14 protein-coding genes are annotated in these 15,386 nt (G+C 60.5%); 8 read left to right on the top strand and 6 right to left on the bottom strand.

Annotated elements, in window-relative coordinates:
• Positions 1-196: 196 nt before the first annotated feature.
• Genes BLU63_RS15400 through BLU63_RS15385 form a run of 4 tightly spaced genes read right to left on the bottom strand, consistent with a single transcriptional unit; the run spans position 197 to position 3,741 of the window.
• Entirely contained in the window at positions 197-1,048 is an 852-nt protein-coding gene (locus BLU63_RS15400) for a ChaN family lipoprotein (protein WP_083375740.1), read from the bottom strand.
• Positions 1,049-1,067: 19 nt separating this feature from the next.
• Entirely contained in the window at positions 1,068-1,835 is a 768-nt protein-coding gene (locus BLU63_RS15395) for a heme ABC transporter ATP-binding protein (protein ID WP_010467621.1), read from the bottom strand.
• Positions 1,835-2,872, bottom strand: coding sequence for a FecCD family ABC transporter permease (locus BLU63_RS15390; RefSeq protein WP_077750436.1), 1,038 nt, complete (start codon positions 2,870-2,872; stop codon positions 1,835-1,837). Before BLU63_RS15390 ends, BLU63_RS15395 begins: the two co-directional genes overlap by 1 nt.
• Positions 2,869-3,741 (bottom strand): heme/hemin ABC transporter substrate-binding protein, encoded by an 873-nt coding sequence (locus BLU63_RS15385; RefSeq protein ID WP_083375739.1) that lies wholly within the window; start codon positions 3,739-3,741, stop codon positions 2,869-2,871. The genes BLU63_RS15390 and BLU63_RS15385 overlap by 4 nt, the downstream gene beginning before the upstream one ends.
• A 166-nt stretch (positions 3,742-3,907) precedes the next feature.
• On the opposite strand from BLU63_RS15385, the gene BLU63_RS15380 reads away from it, so the two are divergent.
• Positions 3,908-4,225: a Rieske (2Fe-2S) protein gene (locus tag BLU63_RS15380; RefSeq protein WP_077750277.1), complete on the top strand. Its 318-nt coding sequence runs from the start codon at positions 3,908-3,910 to the stop codon at positions 4,223-4,225.
• On the opposite strand, the gene sfsA is transcribed toward BLU63_RS15380, so the two are convergent.
• Together sfsA and BLU63_RS15370 are read right to left on the bottom strand one after the other, a co-directional pair.
• Positions 4,222-4,935: a DNA/RNA nuclease SfsA gene (gene sfsA, locus BLU63_RS15375; protein WP_010467613.1), complete on the bottom strand. Its 714-nt coding sequence runs from the start codon at positions 4,933-4,935 to the stop codon at positions 4,222-4,224. The two genes, BLU63_RS15380 and sfsA, sit on opposite strands and share 4 nt — an antisense overlap.
• Positions 4,935-6,107, bottom strand: a complete 1,173-nt coding sequence (locus BLU63_RS15370) for a pyridoxal phosphate-dependent aminotransferase (RefSeq protein ID WP_010467611.1) — start codon at positions 6,105-6,107, stop codon at positions 4,935-4,937. The genes sfsA and BLU63_RS15370 overlap by 1 nt, the downstream gene beginning before the upstream one ends.
• A gap of 333 nt (positions 6,108-6,440) precedes the next feature.
• On the opposite strand from BLU63_RS15370, the gene dksA reads away from it, so the two are divergent.
• The 7 genes from dksA to folK all read left to right on the top strand — a co-directional run bounded on the left by dksA (position 6,441) and on the right by folK (position 15,251).
• Entirely contained in the window at positions 6,441-6,881 is a 441-nt protein-coding gene (gene dksA / locus BLU63_RS15365) for an RNA polymerase-binding protein DksA (protein ID WP_007902025.1), read from the top strand.
• A gap of 194 nt (positions 6,882-7,075) precedes the next feature.
• Positions 7,076-7,972, top strand: coding sequence for a tRNA glutamyl-Q(34) synthetase GluQRS (gluQRS, locus tag BLU63_RS15360; RefSeq protein ID WP_077750276.1), 897 nt, complete (start codon positions 7,076-7,078; stop codon positions 7,970-7,972).
• A 77-nt stretch (positions 7,973-8,049) separates the two neighbouring features.
• Positions 8,050-8,226 (top strand): hypothetical protein, encoded by a 177-nt coding sequence (locus BLU63_RS32770; protein WP_003176118.1) that lies wholly within the window; start codon positions 8,050-8,052, stop codon positions 8,224-8,226.
• Positions 8,210-11,164, top strand: coding sequence for a sensor histidine kinase (locus BLU63_RS15355; RefSeq protein ID WP_031319123.1), 2,955 nt, complete (start codon positions 8,210-8,212; stop codon positions 11,162-11,164). The genes BLU63_RS32770 and BLU63_RS15355 overlap by 17 nt, the downstream gene beginning before the upstream one ends.
• Before the next feature lie 22 nt (positions 11,165-11,186).
• Positions 11,187-12,623: a sigma-54-dependent transcriptional regulator gene (locus tag BLU63_RS15350; protein WP_010467604.1), complete on the top strand. Its 1,437-nt coding sequence runs from the start codon at positions 11,187-11,189 to the stop codon at positions 12,621-12,623.
• Positions 12,624-13,361: 738 nt separating this feature from the next.
• Positions 13,362-14,762, top strand: coding sequence for a polynucleotide adenylyltransferase PcnB (locus BLU63_RS15345; RefSeq protein ID WP_010467601.1), 1,401 nt, complete (start codon positions 13,362-13,364; stop codon positions 14,760-14,762).
• A 3-nt stretch (positions 14,763-14,765) separates the two neighbouring features.
• Positions 14,766-15,251, top strand: a complete 486-nt coding sequence (gene folK, locus BLU63_RS15340; protein ID WP_083375738.1) for a 2-amino-4-hydroxy-6-hydroxymethyldihydropteridine diphosphokinase — start codon at positions 14,766-14,768, stop codon at positions 15,249-15,251.
• Positions 15,252-15,386: the final 135 nt, after the last annotated feature.

The following is a 15,386-nucleotide window of genomic DNA, read 5'->3' as shown; positions in this document are numbered from 1 at the left end:
GGAATGCAAAGAAATCAAAAAAACAGCGGTTGACTTGGTAATGAGAATCGCTATGATTATCACAACTGGTCGCGAGACTGGTCGATATTTGAAAAGCCCTTGGTTCGGACTCTCAGATATCTCCTCATCAGGCTAATCACGGTTATTTGACCCGGCTCTTGCCGGGTCTTTTTTTGCCTGTGGAAAAGTCGTCTGTTTACTTGCCGAACTGCTTACGCATTTGGGCGCAGTAATCCTGAGCCGGCTTGGCAGGCGTGTACCAGACGTAATCAGCCATGGCCGACGTGACCTCACCCCCCTCCTCCGCCAGCATCAACACCGTCGGTGCTTCAGGCTCGCCAAGATCAAGGACGTGGATCGGCACGCCAACATCCTTGCGTGCGTGGTAAGCGCCGGCAAACAGCAGCGAAGGCGTCGGTGCCGATAGCAAGCGCTCGGCCATCCGACGATCACGTTGTTGCTGGACCGCCAGCATCGCGGGCATCTGCGAGGTGGGCAGCAAGCCGCAATGGGAGTCGTTGATTTGCGCCAGCAACTCATCCTTGACCGACGGAGCATTGGAAAGCCGACCGTTTAATGTCGGGGGCTTGGCATAAACGGTACGGACTTCAAGAGTGTCCAGATTGGCCGCCAACAGCGGGTAGGGTTGAGTCAGCACAAAGCGCACGATCGGCCCGTACAGATTCCAGTCCCACCCCGACTGCCAGTTCAACGCGCCGGGAAGATCTGCGGGTAGCGTCGAGGCACGGCGAATGTCATCGACGCGCGATTGTTGATCCGGCGTGAGCATTTCCAGCAACAGACTGCCTTGGGGTCGACGTTCGCCCAACGCCTGTAGCAACCACAATTGCAGTTGATGGTGATCAGAATTGTCGTGCTGCTCACCGACGATCAGCCGCGACGGCACGGCCAACCGTTCGACCAATTCCGCGGGTGTCAGGATCTGGCCACTGCGCAGGTCCTGAATATCACCGACGACCGGAGGCGGTGCCGAAACGTGCTGGCAGGCACTCAACAACACAACCGCCAGTAGCAAAATTCCTCGCATGCTCACCTCGATGTCATTCTCAGCGGGCGATGATCAGCGGATGACCACGCTCCGGATGCCGCTGCACCAGGACTTCCAGCCCGAACACCGCTTTGAGTGGTTCCGGGCGCAAGACGTGCTCAGGGGTGTCCAGCGCCACCGGCCGCCCACCTTCGAGCAGTAGAAGGCGATCACAATAGCGCGCCGCGAGATTCAGATCATGCAGGATCACCAGCACCGCAGCGCCATGATCGGCGAATTCGCGCACTGCTTGCAGGGTGGTGTGCTGGTGCAGCGGGTCGAGCATCGAAGTCGGTTCATCGAGCAACAGCGTCTGCCCCACCTCCCCCGGCCAGAGCTGCGCCAGTACCCGTGCCAGGTGTACCCGCTGCCTCTCGCCGCCGGATAGCGCCAGATAGCTGCGGCCACTCAGGTGTCCCGCATCGGCAGCGTGCAAGGCGGCGGCGACGATCTCGTCATCCCGGACCCGCCCGCTTTGATAAGGCAAACGCCCCATGCCGACCACTTCTTCCACACGGAAGGCGAAGTCCAGGGTCGACACCTGCGGCAAGACCGCCAGTCGCTGGGCTCGCTGCGCGCCGGTCCAATGGCTCAATTCGCGCTCATCGAGCCAGACGCTGCCGTGGTCAGCCTTCAACTCGCCGCACAAGGCGCCGAGCAAGGTGCTTTTGCCCGCGCCGTTGGGGCCCAACACGCCAAGCACTTCACCCGGCCTGAGCTCAAGCGTGATGTCCGTCAGTACGATTTTTGCGCCTCGACGGATTTGCAGGCTCTGGGTTCGCAACATCAGGCACGCCCTCTGAGCAGTAAATACAGAAAGAACGGCGCACCGATGAAGGCCGTGACAATTCCGATCGGCAACTCTGCTGGCGCCAGGGCCAGCCGTGCGACCAGGTCGGCAAACAGCAGGAGACTGGCACCCGCCAGCACCGAGGCCGGCAACAACACCCGATGATCAGGACCGGCCAGCAGGCGCACCAGATGCGGCACCACCAGACCGACAAACCCGATCATCCCCGCCGCCGCCACGGCCGCGCCAACCCCCAGCGCGGTGCAAAACACCAATTCGCGCTTGAGCCCTTCGACGTCAATGCCCAGGTGACCGGCCTCCGACTCGCCGAGCAGCAACGCATTCAAGGCCTTGGCCCGGCGCGGCAACCAGAGCGCCACACCGGCGCTCACCAGCAGCAACGGCCAGAGCCGTGAATAGCTGGCGCCGTTCAGGCTGCCCAGGTTCCAGAACGTGAGTGTGCGCAAGGTCGCGTCGTCGGCCAGATAGGTGAACAAACCGACCGCCGACCCCGCCAGCGCCGTTAACGCAATACCGGCCAGGAGCATGGTCGCGACGTTCGTCTGCCCGTTGCGCCGCCCCAGCCGATACACCAACGCCGTCACACCCAACCCGCCGAGAAATGCGCACACCGACAACAGATAAGGCCCGAACGATTCAGGCAGACCACCAAACACCGAACCACCGACAATCGCGATAGCGGCTCCCAGCGCAGCACCGCTGGACACCCCGACCAACCCCGGGTCAGCCAGCGGGTTACGAAACAATCCCTGCATCGCCACGCCGGACAACGCCAGTACGCCGCCCACTGCCAGGCCCAACAAGGTTCGAGGCAAGCGTATTTGCCCGAGGATCAGCTCGGCCTGCTCCAGCCCATCAGGGGTAATGGGCAGGCCGATCATGCGCAACGCCGCACGTAGGGTATCGAATAAAGGCAGGCTGACCGGCCCCAGCGCCAAGGACAGCCAGATCGCCACTAAACACAGCAGGCTCAGGCCAATGAACAACGCACGGGGTTTAACCAAAACGGTCATTGGGCCGCATTGCCTGGGAAGAAACCATCAGACAGCGTTTTCAACGCATCGGGCAAACGAGGCCCCAATCCACCTACCAACAAGGTCGGATCGAGTTCCATGACGCGCCCGTCCCTGGCCGCACGGGTCGAGGACAGAATCGGGTTTTCCTTGAACAACGCCGCGCGCGCGGCATCGCCGGTCATCGCTCGGTCAGCAAACACCAGCACGTCGGGGTCAAGACTGACCAGCGACTCAACGGAAAAGGGTTTGTAGCCAGTGTGCGTGGCCAGATTGTGCCCGCCGGCCTTTTGGATGAGCCAATCGGCGGCGGTGTCTTTGCCGGCGATAAGCGGCTTGCCGCCCGCATGGCCCAGCAGCAACAGCACGCCCGGCGATTTTTCCTTCAACTGCGCGCGAGTGACCCGGACCTTCTGCTGTTCGAGTTGCTGCTGGTAGGTCTGGAGCAATTGCGCAGCCCGGTCTTCAGCACCGAGCAACTTGCCCAGATGCGCAAGATTGCCCTGCAACGTCGGCATATCGGGCTGGGCCGAGAACAGTTCGACCTGCACGCCCGCGCTACGAACCTGCGACAGCACCGGCGGCGGCCCCATTTCTTCGGTGCCGACCAGAATCTGCGGGCGTAAGCTCAAGATGCCCTCCGCCGACAGTTGCCGCTGATAACCGATGCTCGGCAGCGCCTTCAACGAGGCCGGATGCTGACTGGTGGTATCGACGCCGACCAGTTTTGACTCACCGCCCAGCGCGCTCACCCACTCCGACAAGGCGCCACCGGCACTGACCCAACGCTGTGGCAACTCGGCCGCTGCGGCGTGGTGGCTGACGAGGAGTCCGACACACAGCGCAACAACGCGGGTACTCAGGCGCATAAACAGCTTCCTTTTAAGTTTTCCCAGGCATCGAGATGACAGGCCAAGTATCCTCGGCATCCGGCACCTGCACCCGACGGGGCGAAGCGGCCATTTGATAATTGTTTGCATTTGAACGTCAAGCTCGGACATATCCGGTCACGAGCCGCCGAAACAGAGGATAGACATGAAGTTGATTTGTACAGGTGCCGAACTGGCTGACAACAGTAGTCGCGGATTCGACATCGACAGTCAGAAACTTTTTGCTGTGCGCCGGGGCGGCCAAGTGTACGTCTACATCAATCGCTGCCCGCACCGGGGTGTCGGGCTGGAATGGAAACCCGATCAGTTTCTCGACCCCAGCAACAGCCTGATCCAGTGTGCGACCCACGGCGCACTGTTCCTGATCGAAGACGGCGAATGCGTCGCCGGCCCGTGCGCCGGGCAATCCCTCACCCCCGTTGCCTGCCGCGAAGACGAACAAGGTATCTGGATCGACCCTTAACTGTTCAGCAGCACCTCCAGGCGTCGATCGACCACCATCTCTTCATGGGTCAATCGCACGCCATAGGCCATTACCTCGACGCCGCATGCCACCGCCTCTCGCAATGCCACTGCGTAGGCCGAATCGATCTCTTCTGCCGGACGCACCGCTTCAATGCCGGTCAGGTTGACGCAATACAACTGCACCGCGCGAATCCCGTCCCGAGCCAAGTGAGCCAGTTCCCGCAAATGCTTGGCGCCCCGTTGCGTCACTGCATCGGGAAATGCCGCCACCGATGAACCGTCGAAGCCCAGGGTCACGCTTTTGACCTCTACATACGCCGGCCCGCCCGGGTAATCGAGACGGAAATCGATGCGGCTGCTTTCCTGCCCGTAGGCCACTTCGCGTTTCAACTCGGTAAAGCCGTTCAGTTCGGTAATCACGCCCGCCCGCAACGCCTCTTCGATCAACCCGTTGGCGCGCCCGGTGTTCACGCAAAACAACCGGCCTTGCGGGGTTTCACCGACTTCCCAAGTGCCGGGCAATTTGCGTTTCGGGTCGTCGGAGCGGCTGAACCAGACCTGCCCACCTTCCACCTGGCAATTGAGCATCGAGCCGGTGTTGGGGCAGTGAATCGTCAGCAACTCACCGCCAACGGTTTCGATATCGGCGAGAAAACGCTTGTAACGACGGATCAGGCGACCTTCTTCGAGGGGAGGATGAAAACGCATCAGCCTTGCCAGCTCCGCAATCCACGTGCGATCCGCTCGACCGCTTCTTCCAGGCGCGGCAGGCTTTGGGTGTAGGCAAAACGCACATGGTGCCCAGCCTGATAACGTCCAAAGTCCAAGCCCGGGGTAATTGCAACATGCTCGGTTTCGAGGAAATGTCGGCAGAATGCGAAGGCATCGCCGCCGAACTTGCTGATATCGGCGTACAAGTAAAACGCGCCTTCCGGCTCGACGGCGATCCCGAAGCCCAGCTCTCTCAGAGCCGGCAACAGGAAATCCCGTCGACGACCGAATTCGGCCCGACGCTCTTCCAGAATGCTGATCGTGGCCGGCTCGAAGCAGGCCAGTGCGGCGTGCTGGGCCATGCTCGGGGCGCTGATGTAGAGATTTTGCGCAAGTTTTTCCAGCTCGCCGACTGCCGCTTCAGGGGCGACCAGCCATCCCAGCCGCCATCCGGTCATGCCGAAATACTTGGAAAAACTATTAAGGACAAAGGCGCTGTCATCGACTTCCAGCACACTGGCGGCATCGGTGCCATACGTCAGGCCATGGTAGATCTCGTCCACCACCAGATGACCGTGTCGCTCCTTGATCGCAACCGACAAGCCCGCCAGTTCGTCACGGGTCAGGATGGTCCCGGTCGGGTTGGCGGGTGAGGCCACCAAGGCGCCGACGCTGTCTTGATCCCAATGGCGCGCCACCAGGTCCGGCGTCAGCTGATAGCGAACGTCCGGGCCGACCGGCACCAGTTGCGCGGCGCCTTCGACCAACCGCAGGAAATGCCGGTTGCAGGGATAACCCGGGTCCGCCAGCAGCCAATGTTTGCCCGGATCGACGAGCAAGGCGCTGGCCAGTAACAAGGCGCCGGAACCGCCAGGCGTGATGAGGATTCGCTGCGGGTCGATGTTCAACCCGTAACGCTGCTGATAAAAGCCCGAAATGGCCTCACGCAACTCGGGGATACCGCGCGCAGCGGTGTAACGGGTCTTCCCCGCCGTCAGTGCTGCCTGGCCGGCCTGGATGATCGGCTCGGCGGTGGTGAAGTCCGGCTCGCCGATTTCCAGGTGGATCACATCGTGACCCTCGGCTTGCAGTTCATTGGCCCGCGCCAGCAGCGCCATGACATGGAAAGGTTCGATCGCGCGACTGCGGGCACTGTAGGACTGAGCCATTAGCCTTCCTTACAACGGAGAAAAAAATCGATTCTACCCAAGCGTTGGAACGAGCGAGAACCTAAAGCGGTCAGACGCGTTATAACTTGGCCGTAAACGACTCAAGCGTGTACCTCAGGTTTGACTAAAATCAATAATTGATCAGGTCTCCATCGCCGCCAGACAAGGCTTTGCGATCATTTGCAAGCCCTTTGGGCCACTACCTCGACATCCGGGAGTAGCGCGGCCCGATTTGATCTGGTAAGTTCGCCCGCTTGCAGCCGCAGGGCCGGCAGGTGTCGGTGATGGAGCAATCCTGCGCAATGGATTACAAGAGTAGAGGCGGTCCATTTCATGCCCACCCAAGCAAAGCAGCAAAACCAGTCGATCAGCGGCTTCGAACCCTACAAAGAAGTTAAGGGCGAGGAGTACATGGGCAAGCCCATGCGCGCTCACTTCACCAAGATCCTGAATAAGTGGAAACAGGACTTGATGCAGGAAGTCGACCGCACGGTTGATCACATGAAAGACGAAGCGGCCAACTTCCCTGACCCGGCCGACCGTGCCAGCCAGGAAGAAGAGTTCAGCCTTGAACTGCGTGCCCGCGACCGCGAGCGCAAGTTGATCAAGAAGATCGACAAGACGCTGCAGCTGATCGAAGACGAAGAATATGGCTGGTGCGAGTCCTGCGGCGTCGAGATCGGCGTCAAGCGACTGGAAGCCCGCCCTACCGCCGACATGTGCGTTGACTGCAAGACCCTGGCGGAAATCAAGGAAAAGCAAGTCGGCAAGTAATGTCGACTTGAACGAAGAACGGAGCGTGCGAACGCTCCGTTTTTGTTTCTGATATTTATTGCGTCTTCGCCATTGCCTTCGCGAGCAAGCTTCGCGCCTACAAAGGCTGGCACGATCTTCTGTAGGAACGAAGCTTGCTCGCGACGGCGGCTTCAAGCCATGCTCGAAACGATTGGACAGCCTGACACCGCCTTATGACCGCCATCGCCTCCCCCACCTACATCGGCCGCTTCGCCCCCACGCCCAGCGGCCACCTGCATTTCGGTTCGCTGGTCGCGGCGCTGGCTTCGTACCTCGACGCGCGTGCGGTGGGCGGGCGCTGGTTGATGCGCATGGAAGACCTCGATCCGCCACGGGAAGAACCCGGCGCCCAGGCAGCCATCTTGAAAGCCCTGGAAAGCTACGGTTTCGAGTGGGACGGGGAAGTGGTCCGCCAGAGCGATCGGCATGACGCCTACGCCTTAGTCCTCAATCGCCTGTTCAATCAAGGCCTCGCTTACGCCTGCACCTGCTCGCGCAAGCAATTGGAGCCGTATCACGGCATTTACCCGGGCTTGTGCCGCAACGCCGGCCATGGCACCGAAGATGCCGCGATTCGATTGCGCGTCCCCGAACTGGAATACCACTTCATCGACAGGGTGCAAGGCGAATATCGCCAGCACCTGGGCCGGGACGTCGGCGATTTCGTGATCCGGCGCCGCGACGGGCTCTACGCCTATCAACTGGCGGTAGTGCTGGACGACGCCTGGCAAGGCATCACCGATATCGTCCGTGGCGCTGACCTGCTCGACTCCACGCCGCGCCAGCTTTACCTGCAAGAACTGCTCGGCCTGCCTCAACCGCGTTATCTGCACATCCCGCTGATTACCCAGCCCGATGGCAACAAGCTCGGCAAGTCCTACCGCTCGCCGCCATTGACCGAAGATCAGGCAACCCCTCTGTTGCTGCGTGCGTTGCGCGCATTGGGGCAAAACCCCGGTGCTGAACTGGCTTACGCCACCCCCCGGGAAGTGCTGGATTGGGGCATCGCCCACTGGGATGCGTTATTAATCCCGCGCACACTGACCCTGCCCGAAGCGCAACTACAGTGATCACACTTGCAGTGGCGCGCCCATCCGTTACCATCGCCGCACGTTTTCGGGCACGCGCATAAAAAAGAGAGGCCGGGATGTACATCTATCGCTTGGTCCTGCTCCTGGTAGTGGGGATTTACCTGTTCTCCCCGGCCATCATGGATTGGTGGATCGACGCCACTGGCGCCTGGTATCGCCCTTATCTGCTCTGGCTGATTCTGATCGTCGTGACCTTCATCCTGCAGAGCCAAAAAGATGCCGATGAGCTTTAGCCTGACCCAGATGATCCTGATCAGCGCCGCGTACCTGGCGGTGCTGTTCGGCGTCGCCTGGATCAGCGAACGGGGCATGATCCCCCGGGCGATCATTCGCCACCCGCTGACCTACACCCTGTCGCTGGGGGTGTACGCCAGTGCCTGGGCGTTTTACGGCACGGTGGGCCTGGCCTATCAGTACGGCTACGGTTTTCTGTCCAGTTACCTCGGGGTCTCCGGGGCGTTTTTGCTGGCGCCGGTGTTGCTGTACCCGATCCTGAAAATCACCCGCACCTATCAACTGTCGTCGCTGGCCGACTTGTTCGCATTCCGTTTCCGCAGCACGTGGGCCGGAGCGCTGACCACGATTTTCATGTTGATCGGCGTGCTGCCATTGCTGGCGTTGCAGATCCAGGCGGTGGCCGACTCCATCGGCATCCTGACCCGCGAGCCGGTGCAGCATCGCGTGGCCTTGAGCTTTTGCGCGCTGATTACCCTGTTCACGATCTTCTTCGGCTCGCGCCACATCGCCACCCGCGAGAAACATGAAGGCCTGGTGTTCGCGATTGCCTTCGAGTCGGTGATCAAGCTGATCGCCATTGGCGGTGTCGGCCTCTATGCCCTTTATGGCGTGTTCGACGGCCCGCAACAACTGGAACTGTGGCTACTGCAAAACCAGACAGCCCTCGCCGCCTTGCACACGCCCTTGCAGGAAGGCCCGTGGCGAACGCTGCTGCTGGTGTTCTTCGCCTCGGCGATTGTGATGCCGCACATGTACCACATGACCTTTACCGAGAATCTCAACCCGCGCTCGCTGGTCAGCGCCAGCTGGGGTCTGCCGCTGTTCCTGCTGTTGATGAGCCTGGCGGTGCCGCTGATTCTCTGGGCCGGACTGAAACTCGGCGCCACTACCAACCCGGAATATTTCACCCTGGGCATCGGCATCGCCGCCAACAGCAAAGCCTTGGCGTTGTTGGCGTATGTCGGCGGGTTGTCGGCAGCGAGCGGACTGATCATCGTCACCACCCTGGCGCTGTCCGGGATGGCGCTGAACCATCTGGTGCTGCCGCTCTACCAACCGCCGGCCGAAGGCAACATCTATCGCTGGTTGAAGTGGACCCGCCGGGCGCTGATCGTTGCGATTATCATGGCCGGCTACGGCTTCTACCTGTTGCTGGGCGCCGAACAGGACCTGGCCAACCTCGGCATCGTCGCGTTTGTGGCCACGTTGCAATTTCTTCCGGGGGTCCTGTCGGTCCTGTATTGGCCGACCGCCAACCGCCGCGGCTTCATCGCCGGTTTGCTGGCGGGGATCCTGGTGTGGCTGGTGACCATGTTGTTGCCGCTGGTCGGCAATCTGCAGGGCTTCTACATTCCGCTGTTGAACATGATCTACGTGCTGGACGACACCAGTTGGCACATGGCCGCGATCGCGTCCCTGGCCGCCAACGTGCTGATGTTCACCCTGATCTCGCTGTTCACCAACGCCAGCCCCGAAGAGGCCAGCGCCGCCGAAGCCTGCGCCGTGGACAACGTGCGTCGCCCGCAGCGCCGGGAACTGCACGCCGCCTCGCCTCAGGAATTCGCCACGCAACTGGCTAAGCCTCTGGGCGCCAAGGCCGCACAGAAAGAAGTCGAGCAGGCCCTGCGTGATCTCTATCTGCCATTTGACGAGCGCCGGCCTTATGCCTTGCGCCGTTTGCGCGACCGGATCGAAGCCAACCTCTCCGGCCTGATGGGCCCGAGCGTGGCGCAGGACATGGTCGAGACCTTCCTGCCGTACAAGGCTGGCGGCGAAAACTACGTCACCGAAGACATCCACTTCATCGAAAGCCGTCTCGAGGACTACCACTCCCGCCTCACCGGCCTTGCCGCCGAACTCGATGCCCTGCGCCGCTATCACCGCCAGACCTTGCAGGAATTGCCGATGGGCGTTTGCTCGCTGGCCAAGGATCAGGAAATCCTCATGTGGAACAAAGCCATGGAGGAGCTGACCGGGATTGCAGCGCAGCGTGTGGTCGGTTCGCGCCTGAGCACCATCGCCGATCCGTGGAAAGAACTGCTGCAAGGCTTCATCAATCTGCCGGACGAGCATTTGCACAAACAGCACCTGGCCCTTGATGGCCAGACCCGCTGGCTGAACCTGCACAAAGCGGCCATTGATGAACCGCTCGCACCGGGTAACAGTGGCCTGGTGTTGCTGGTGGAAGATCTGACCGAAACCCAGATGCTCGAAGACAAACTGGTGCACTCCGAGCGCCTGGCCAGCATCGGGCGACTCGCGGCGGGTGTGGCTCATGAAATCGGCAACCCGATCACCGGCATCGCGTGCCTGGCGCAGAACCTGCGCGAAGAACGCGAAGACGATGGCGAACTGAAGGAAATCAGCGGTCAGATCCTCGAGCAGACCAAACGCGTTTCGCGCATCGTTCAGTCGCTGATGAGCTTCGCCCACGCCGGCAGTCACCAGCACAGCGACGAGCCCGTCTGTCTGGCTGAAGTGGCTCAGGATGCCATCGGTTTGCTGGCCCTGAACCGACGCAATTTCGAAGTGCAGTTCTATAACCTGTGCGACCCCGATCATTGGGTCGAAGGCGATCCGCAACGCCTCGCCCAGGTATTGATCAACCTGCTCTCAAACGCCCGTGACGCCTCGCCTCCCGGCAGTGCGGTGCGGGTCAAGAGCGAAGCCGGCGAACACACGGTCGATCTGATCGTGGAAGACGAAGGCAGCGGTATTCCGAAGAACATCATGGACCGATTGTTCGAACCTTTCTTCACCACCAAGGATCCTGGCGAAGGCACCGGTCTGGGCCTTGCACTGGTCTATTCCATCGTTGAAGAGCATTATGGACAAATCACCATCGACAGCCCGGCTGATGTACAAAGCCAACGCGGCACCCGTATTCGGGTGACCTTGCCGCGTCATGTCGAAGCGACGTCCGCTGTGAACTGAGACCGTCGAGAGTATCGAATCAATGCCGCACATTTTGATCGTCGAAGACGAAACAATTATCCGCTCCGCCTTGCGCCGCCTGCTGGAACGTAACCAGTACCAGGTCAGCGAAGCCGGTTCAGTGCAGGAAGCACAAGAACGCTTCACCATTCCCACGTTCGACCTGATCGTCAGCGACTTGCGTCTGCCGGGCGCTCCGGGCACCGAGTTGATCAAACTCGGCCAGGGCACTCCGGTGCTGATCATGACCAGCTACGCCAGCCTGCGTTCGGCCGTCGACTCGATGAAGATGGGCGCGGTGGATTACATCGCCAAGCCTTTCGATCACGACGAAATGCTCCAGGCTGTCGCCCGTATCCTGCGTGACCGCCAATCGCTGCCGGCCGGCGGTGAACCTGCCACCGGCAAAGCGGCCAATGGCGCGGCGAAACCGGGTGTTGATAACAGCAACGGCGAAATCGGCATCATCGGTTCGTGCCCGCCGATGCAGGACCTGTACAGCAAGATCCGCAAAGTCGCGCCGACCGATTCCAATGTCCTGATCCAGGGTGAATCCGGTACCGGTAAAGAACTGGTGGCCCGCGCCCTGCACAACCTGTCCAAACGCGCCAAGGCACCGATGATTTCGGTGAACTGTGCAGCCATCCCGGAAAGCCTGATCGAGTCCGAACTGTTCGGCCACGAAAAAGGCGCGTTCACTGGCGCCAGCGCCGGGCGTGCCGGTCTGGTGGAAGCGGCGGACGGCGGCACCTTGTTCCTCGACGAAATCGGCGAACTGCCACTGGAAGCCCAGGCCCGCTTGCTGCGCGTGTTGCAGGAAGGCGAAATTCGCCGGGTCGGTTCGGTCCAGTCACAGAAAGTCGATGTGCGCCTGATCGCCGCGACTCACCGGGACCTCAAGAGCCTGGCGAAGATCGGTCAGTTCCGTGAAGACTTGTATTACCGCCTCCATGTGATCGCCCTGAAATTGCCGGCACTGCGCGAGCGCGGTGCCGACGTCAACGAGATCGCCAATGCCTTCCTGGCGCGACAGAGCGCGCGGGTCAACCGCACCGACCTGAAATTCGCGGCGGATGCCGAACAGGCGATCCGTCATTACTCCTGGCCGGGTAACGTTCGTGAACTGGAAAACGCGGTAGAGCGCGCCGTCATCCTGTGCGAGAGCCCGGAGATTTCCGCCGAGCTGCTGGGGATCGACATCGAACTGAGCGACCTGGAAGACGATGACTTCATTGGTCTGCCGCCGCAACAGGGCAACGGCGCCAGCAACAACAATCATGAGCCGACCGAAGACCTGTCGCTGGAAGACTACTTCCAGCACTTCGTGCTTGAGCATCAGGACCACATGACGGAAACCGAGCTGGCCCGCAAACTCGGGGTGAGTCGCAAGTGCCTGTGGGAACGTCGTCAGCGCCTGGGTATCCCACGGCGCAAGACCGGGGTTGCCAGCGAGAGCTGAACCGCGCCTGTCTGATGTGCGGGTAACACATGACTTTGTGAAAAAACTGTTACCTCAGTCGTTTCACGTAACAGAAGCCGGGGCTTACGGTAACGAAGTCCCGGCTTTTTTTCGGCCTCGAAAACCCTGCCAGCCCGCCTAACCCCTTGTTTTGCTGGACCTCACAAAAGTTGGCACGCACCCTGCTATATGTTTAGTACAAGAACAATAACAAGCAATGCACAAGACAATAAAAATAAGACGAATCGACTCACGCACAATAAAAACAAGACGGCGAGAGGCGCAGCTAACTGATTCTTTTGGAGAGGCGTTGTATTTGGGGCTTGCCCCACGACCAGGCCGAGAATAATAAAAAACTGTCCCAAGACAGTGCCTGAACTGGTTGGATCGAAAGATCACTGCAGCACAGCGACCAAAGCAATCCGTTTGCTCTTGGCTCCCGATTGGGAGGGCCATGAAGGAAACACTTCATGGCGAGGGCACTTAATAAAAACAAAAAGCCCGACTCAAAAATAAAAATAGAGCATGCAACTACTTTCTTGGGGAGCTTCGGCTCCCCTTGTAGTTTCTACGATTCGAAAAACCTACCCAAATCTGCTTTGTTTTCCGCTTGAAGCCTGCGGCTTACAGCTCATATCTGCTGTGTCCTACACCATCCCCTGACTAAATGCTAGAATCCCCGCCCATCATGCGGTCATTCTTCGTTATGGCCGAACATTCCTTCAAACAGTGCATCCCATGCTGAAGAAGTTGTTCCAGTCATTCCGTTCTCCCAAGCGTCATACGCAACACATTCGCAGTACGCCTGAAGTGCTCAACAGCGGCCAACATTCGCTGCAAAAGGCCCAATTCAGCCGTTATGCGGTGAACATCGTCGAACGCCTGCAGAACGCCGGTTACCAGGCCTACCTGGTCGGCGGCTGTGTGCGTGACATGCTCCTTGGCATCACGCCAAAAGATTTCGACGTCGCCACCAGTGCCACGCCTGAGCAGGTGCGGGCCGAATTCCGCAACGCGCGGATCATCGGTCGCCGCTTCAAGCTGGTGCATATCCACTTTGGCCGCGAAATCATCGAAGTCGCGACCTTCCGCGCCAATCACCCGCAAAACGACGAGGAAGAAGACAGCAACCAGTCTTCCCGTAACGAGAGCGGGCGCATCCTGCGCGACAACGTCTACGGCACGCTGGAGGAAGACGCGCAACGCCGCGACTTCACCATCAACGCCTTGTATTACGACCCGGTCAGCGAGCGCATTCTCGATTACGCCAATGGCGTTCACGACATCCGCAATCACCTGATCCGCCTGATCGGCGACCCGAAGCAACGCTACCAGGAAGACCCGGTACGGATGCTGCGGGCCGTGCGTTTCGCCGCCAAGCTGAATTTCGGCATCGAAAAACACAGCGCCCTGCCGATCCGCGACCTGGCGCCGATGCTGCGCGAGATCCCGTCAGCCCGTCTGTTCGAAGAAGTGCTCAAGCTGTTCCTCTCCGGCCATGCCGCGGACACCTTCGAGATGCTGGTCGACCTGCAGTTGTTCGATCCGCTGTTCCCGGCCAGTGCCGAGGCGCTGGAATACAACCCGACGTACACCCACACCTTGATCAGCGAAGCGTTGATCAACACCGACCTGCGGATCAAACAGAACAAACCGGTGACCCCGGCGTTCCTGTTTGCAGCCCTGCTGTGGCCTGCCCTGCCGGCCCGCGTCCTGCGCCTGCAAGAACGGGGCATGCCACCGATTCCGGCGATGCAGGAAGCCGCTCACGAGCTGATTGCCGAGCAGTGCCAGCGGATCGCGATTCCGAAACGCTTCACCATGCCGATCCGCGAGATCTGGGACATGCAGGAGCGTCTTCCGCGCCGCAGCGGCAAGCGTGCCGACCTGTTGCTGGACAACCCGCGGTTCCGTGCCGGTTACGACTTCCTGCTGCTGCGAGAAAGCGCTGGCGAGCAGACCGATGGCCTGGGCGAATGGTGGACCGACTATCAGGACGCCAATGACAGTGAGCGTCGGGACATGATCCGCGACCTCAGCGGCAAGGATGAAGGCACCGGCGCACCCCGCAAACGGCGTCGCAGCGGTGGTGCCAAGCGCAAACGCGCGGCCGGCGCACCGAGTGCTACGGGCGAGTAATCCATGGAACGCATCTACATCGGCATGGGCAGCAATCTGGCTGACCCCGCCGAACAATTGCGCAGCGCCGTCGAGGCGCTGGCGCAGTTGCCGCAAACCCAACTGGTCGGGGTGTCCGGGTTTTATCAAAGCGACTCGCTTCTGCCCGGCCAGCCGCGTTACACCAACGCGGTCGCCGCCCTCGACAGCACGCTCCCCCCACTGGACCTGCTTGATGCGCTGCAAGCCATCGAGAACGGACAAGGCCGCGAGCGTCTTGAGCGTTGGGGTCCACGAACGCTGGACCTCGACATCGTGCTGTTTGGCGACCGGCTGATCGACGAACCGCGCCTCAAGGTGCCGCACTACCATATGCAGGAGCGGGCCTTCGTTCTGTATCCGCTGGCCGAACTGGCGCCTGCGGATTTGCGTCTGGCCGATGGCCGCAGCCTGAAGGCATTACTCGCAGCCTGTCCGTTCGTCGGCCTGGAACGCCTCCCTCCGAATTAATGCAAATCCCCTGTGGGAGTGAGCCTGCTCGCGATAGCGACTTAACATTCACCGAAGATGTTGACTGTCAGGACGCAATCGCGAGCAGGCTCACTCCCACATTGGTTTTTGTGTTGAACATAGAATCCGCTGCTG

This window comes from Pseudomonas mandelii (assembly GCF_900106065.1).
Taxonomy (GTDB): Bacteria; Pseudomonadota; Gammaproteobacteria; order Pseudomonadales; family Pseudomonadaceae; genus Aquipseudomonas; species Aquipseudomonas mandelii.
This window is presented reverse-complemented; position numbering and strand designations above follow the sequence as displayed.

Bases quoted from the DNA above. Each gene is read 5' to 3' on its own strand.
- BLU63_RS15400 (WP_083375740.1), bottom strand. From the start codon at position 1,048: ATGCGAGGAATTTTGCTACTGGCGGTTGTGTTGTTGAGTGCCTGCCAG.
- BLU63_RS15395 (WP_010467621.1), bottom strand. From the start codon at position 1,835: ATGTTGCGAACCCAGAGCCTGCAAATCCGTCGAGGCGCAAAAATCGTA.
- BLU63_RS15390 (WP_077750436.1), bottom strand. From the start codon at position 2,872: ATGACCGTTTTGGTTAAACCCCGTGCGTTGTTCATTGGCCTGAGCCTG.
- BLU63_RS15385 (WP_083375739.1), bottom strand. From the start codon at position 3,741: ATGCGCCTGAGTACCCGCGTTGTTGCGCTGTGTGTCGGACTCCTCGTC.
- BLU63_RS15380 (WP_077750277.1), top strand. From the start codon at position 3,908: ATGAAGTTGATTTGTACAGGTGCCGAACTGGCTGACAACAGTAGTCGC.
- sfsA (WP_010467613.1), bottom strand. From the start codon at position 4,935: ATGCGTTTTCATCCTCCCCTCGAAGAAGGTCGCCTGATCCGTCGTTAC.
- BLU63_RS15370 (WP_010467611.1), bottom strand. From the start codon at position 6,107: ATGGCTCAGTCCTACAGTGCCCGCAGTCGCGCGATCGAACCTTTCCAT.
- dksA (WP_007902025.1), top strand. From the start codon at position 6,441: ATGCCCACCCAAGCAAAGCAGCAAAACCAGTCGATCAGCGGCTTCGAA.
- gluQRS (WP_077750276.1), top strand. From the start codon at position 7,076: ATGACCGCCATCGCCTCCCCCACCTACATCGGCCGCTTCGCCCCCACG.
- BLU63_RS32770 (WP_003176118.1), top strand. From the start codon at position 8,050: ATGTACATCTATCGCTTGGTCCTGCTCCTGGTAGTGGGGATTTACCTG.
- BLU63_RS15355 (WP_031319123.1), top strand. From the start codon at position 8,210: ATGCCGATGAGCTTTAGCCTGACCCAGATGATCCTGATCAGCGCCGCG.
- BLU63_RS15350 (WP_010467604.1), top strand. From the start codon at position 11,187: ATGCCGCACATTTTGATCGTCGAAGACGAAACAATTATCCGCTCCGCC.
- BLU63_RS15345 (WP_010467601.1), top strand. From the start codon at position 13,362: ATGCTGAAGAAGTTGTTCCAGTCATTCCGTTCTCCCAAGCGTCATACG.
- folK (WP_083375738.1), top strand. From the start codon at position 14,766: ATGGAACGCATCTACATCGGCATGGGCAGCAATCTGGCTGACCCCGCC.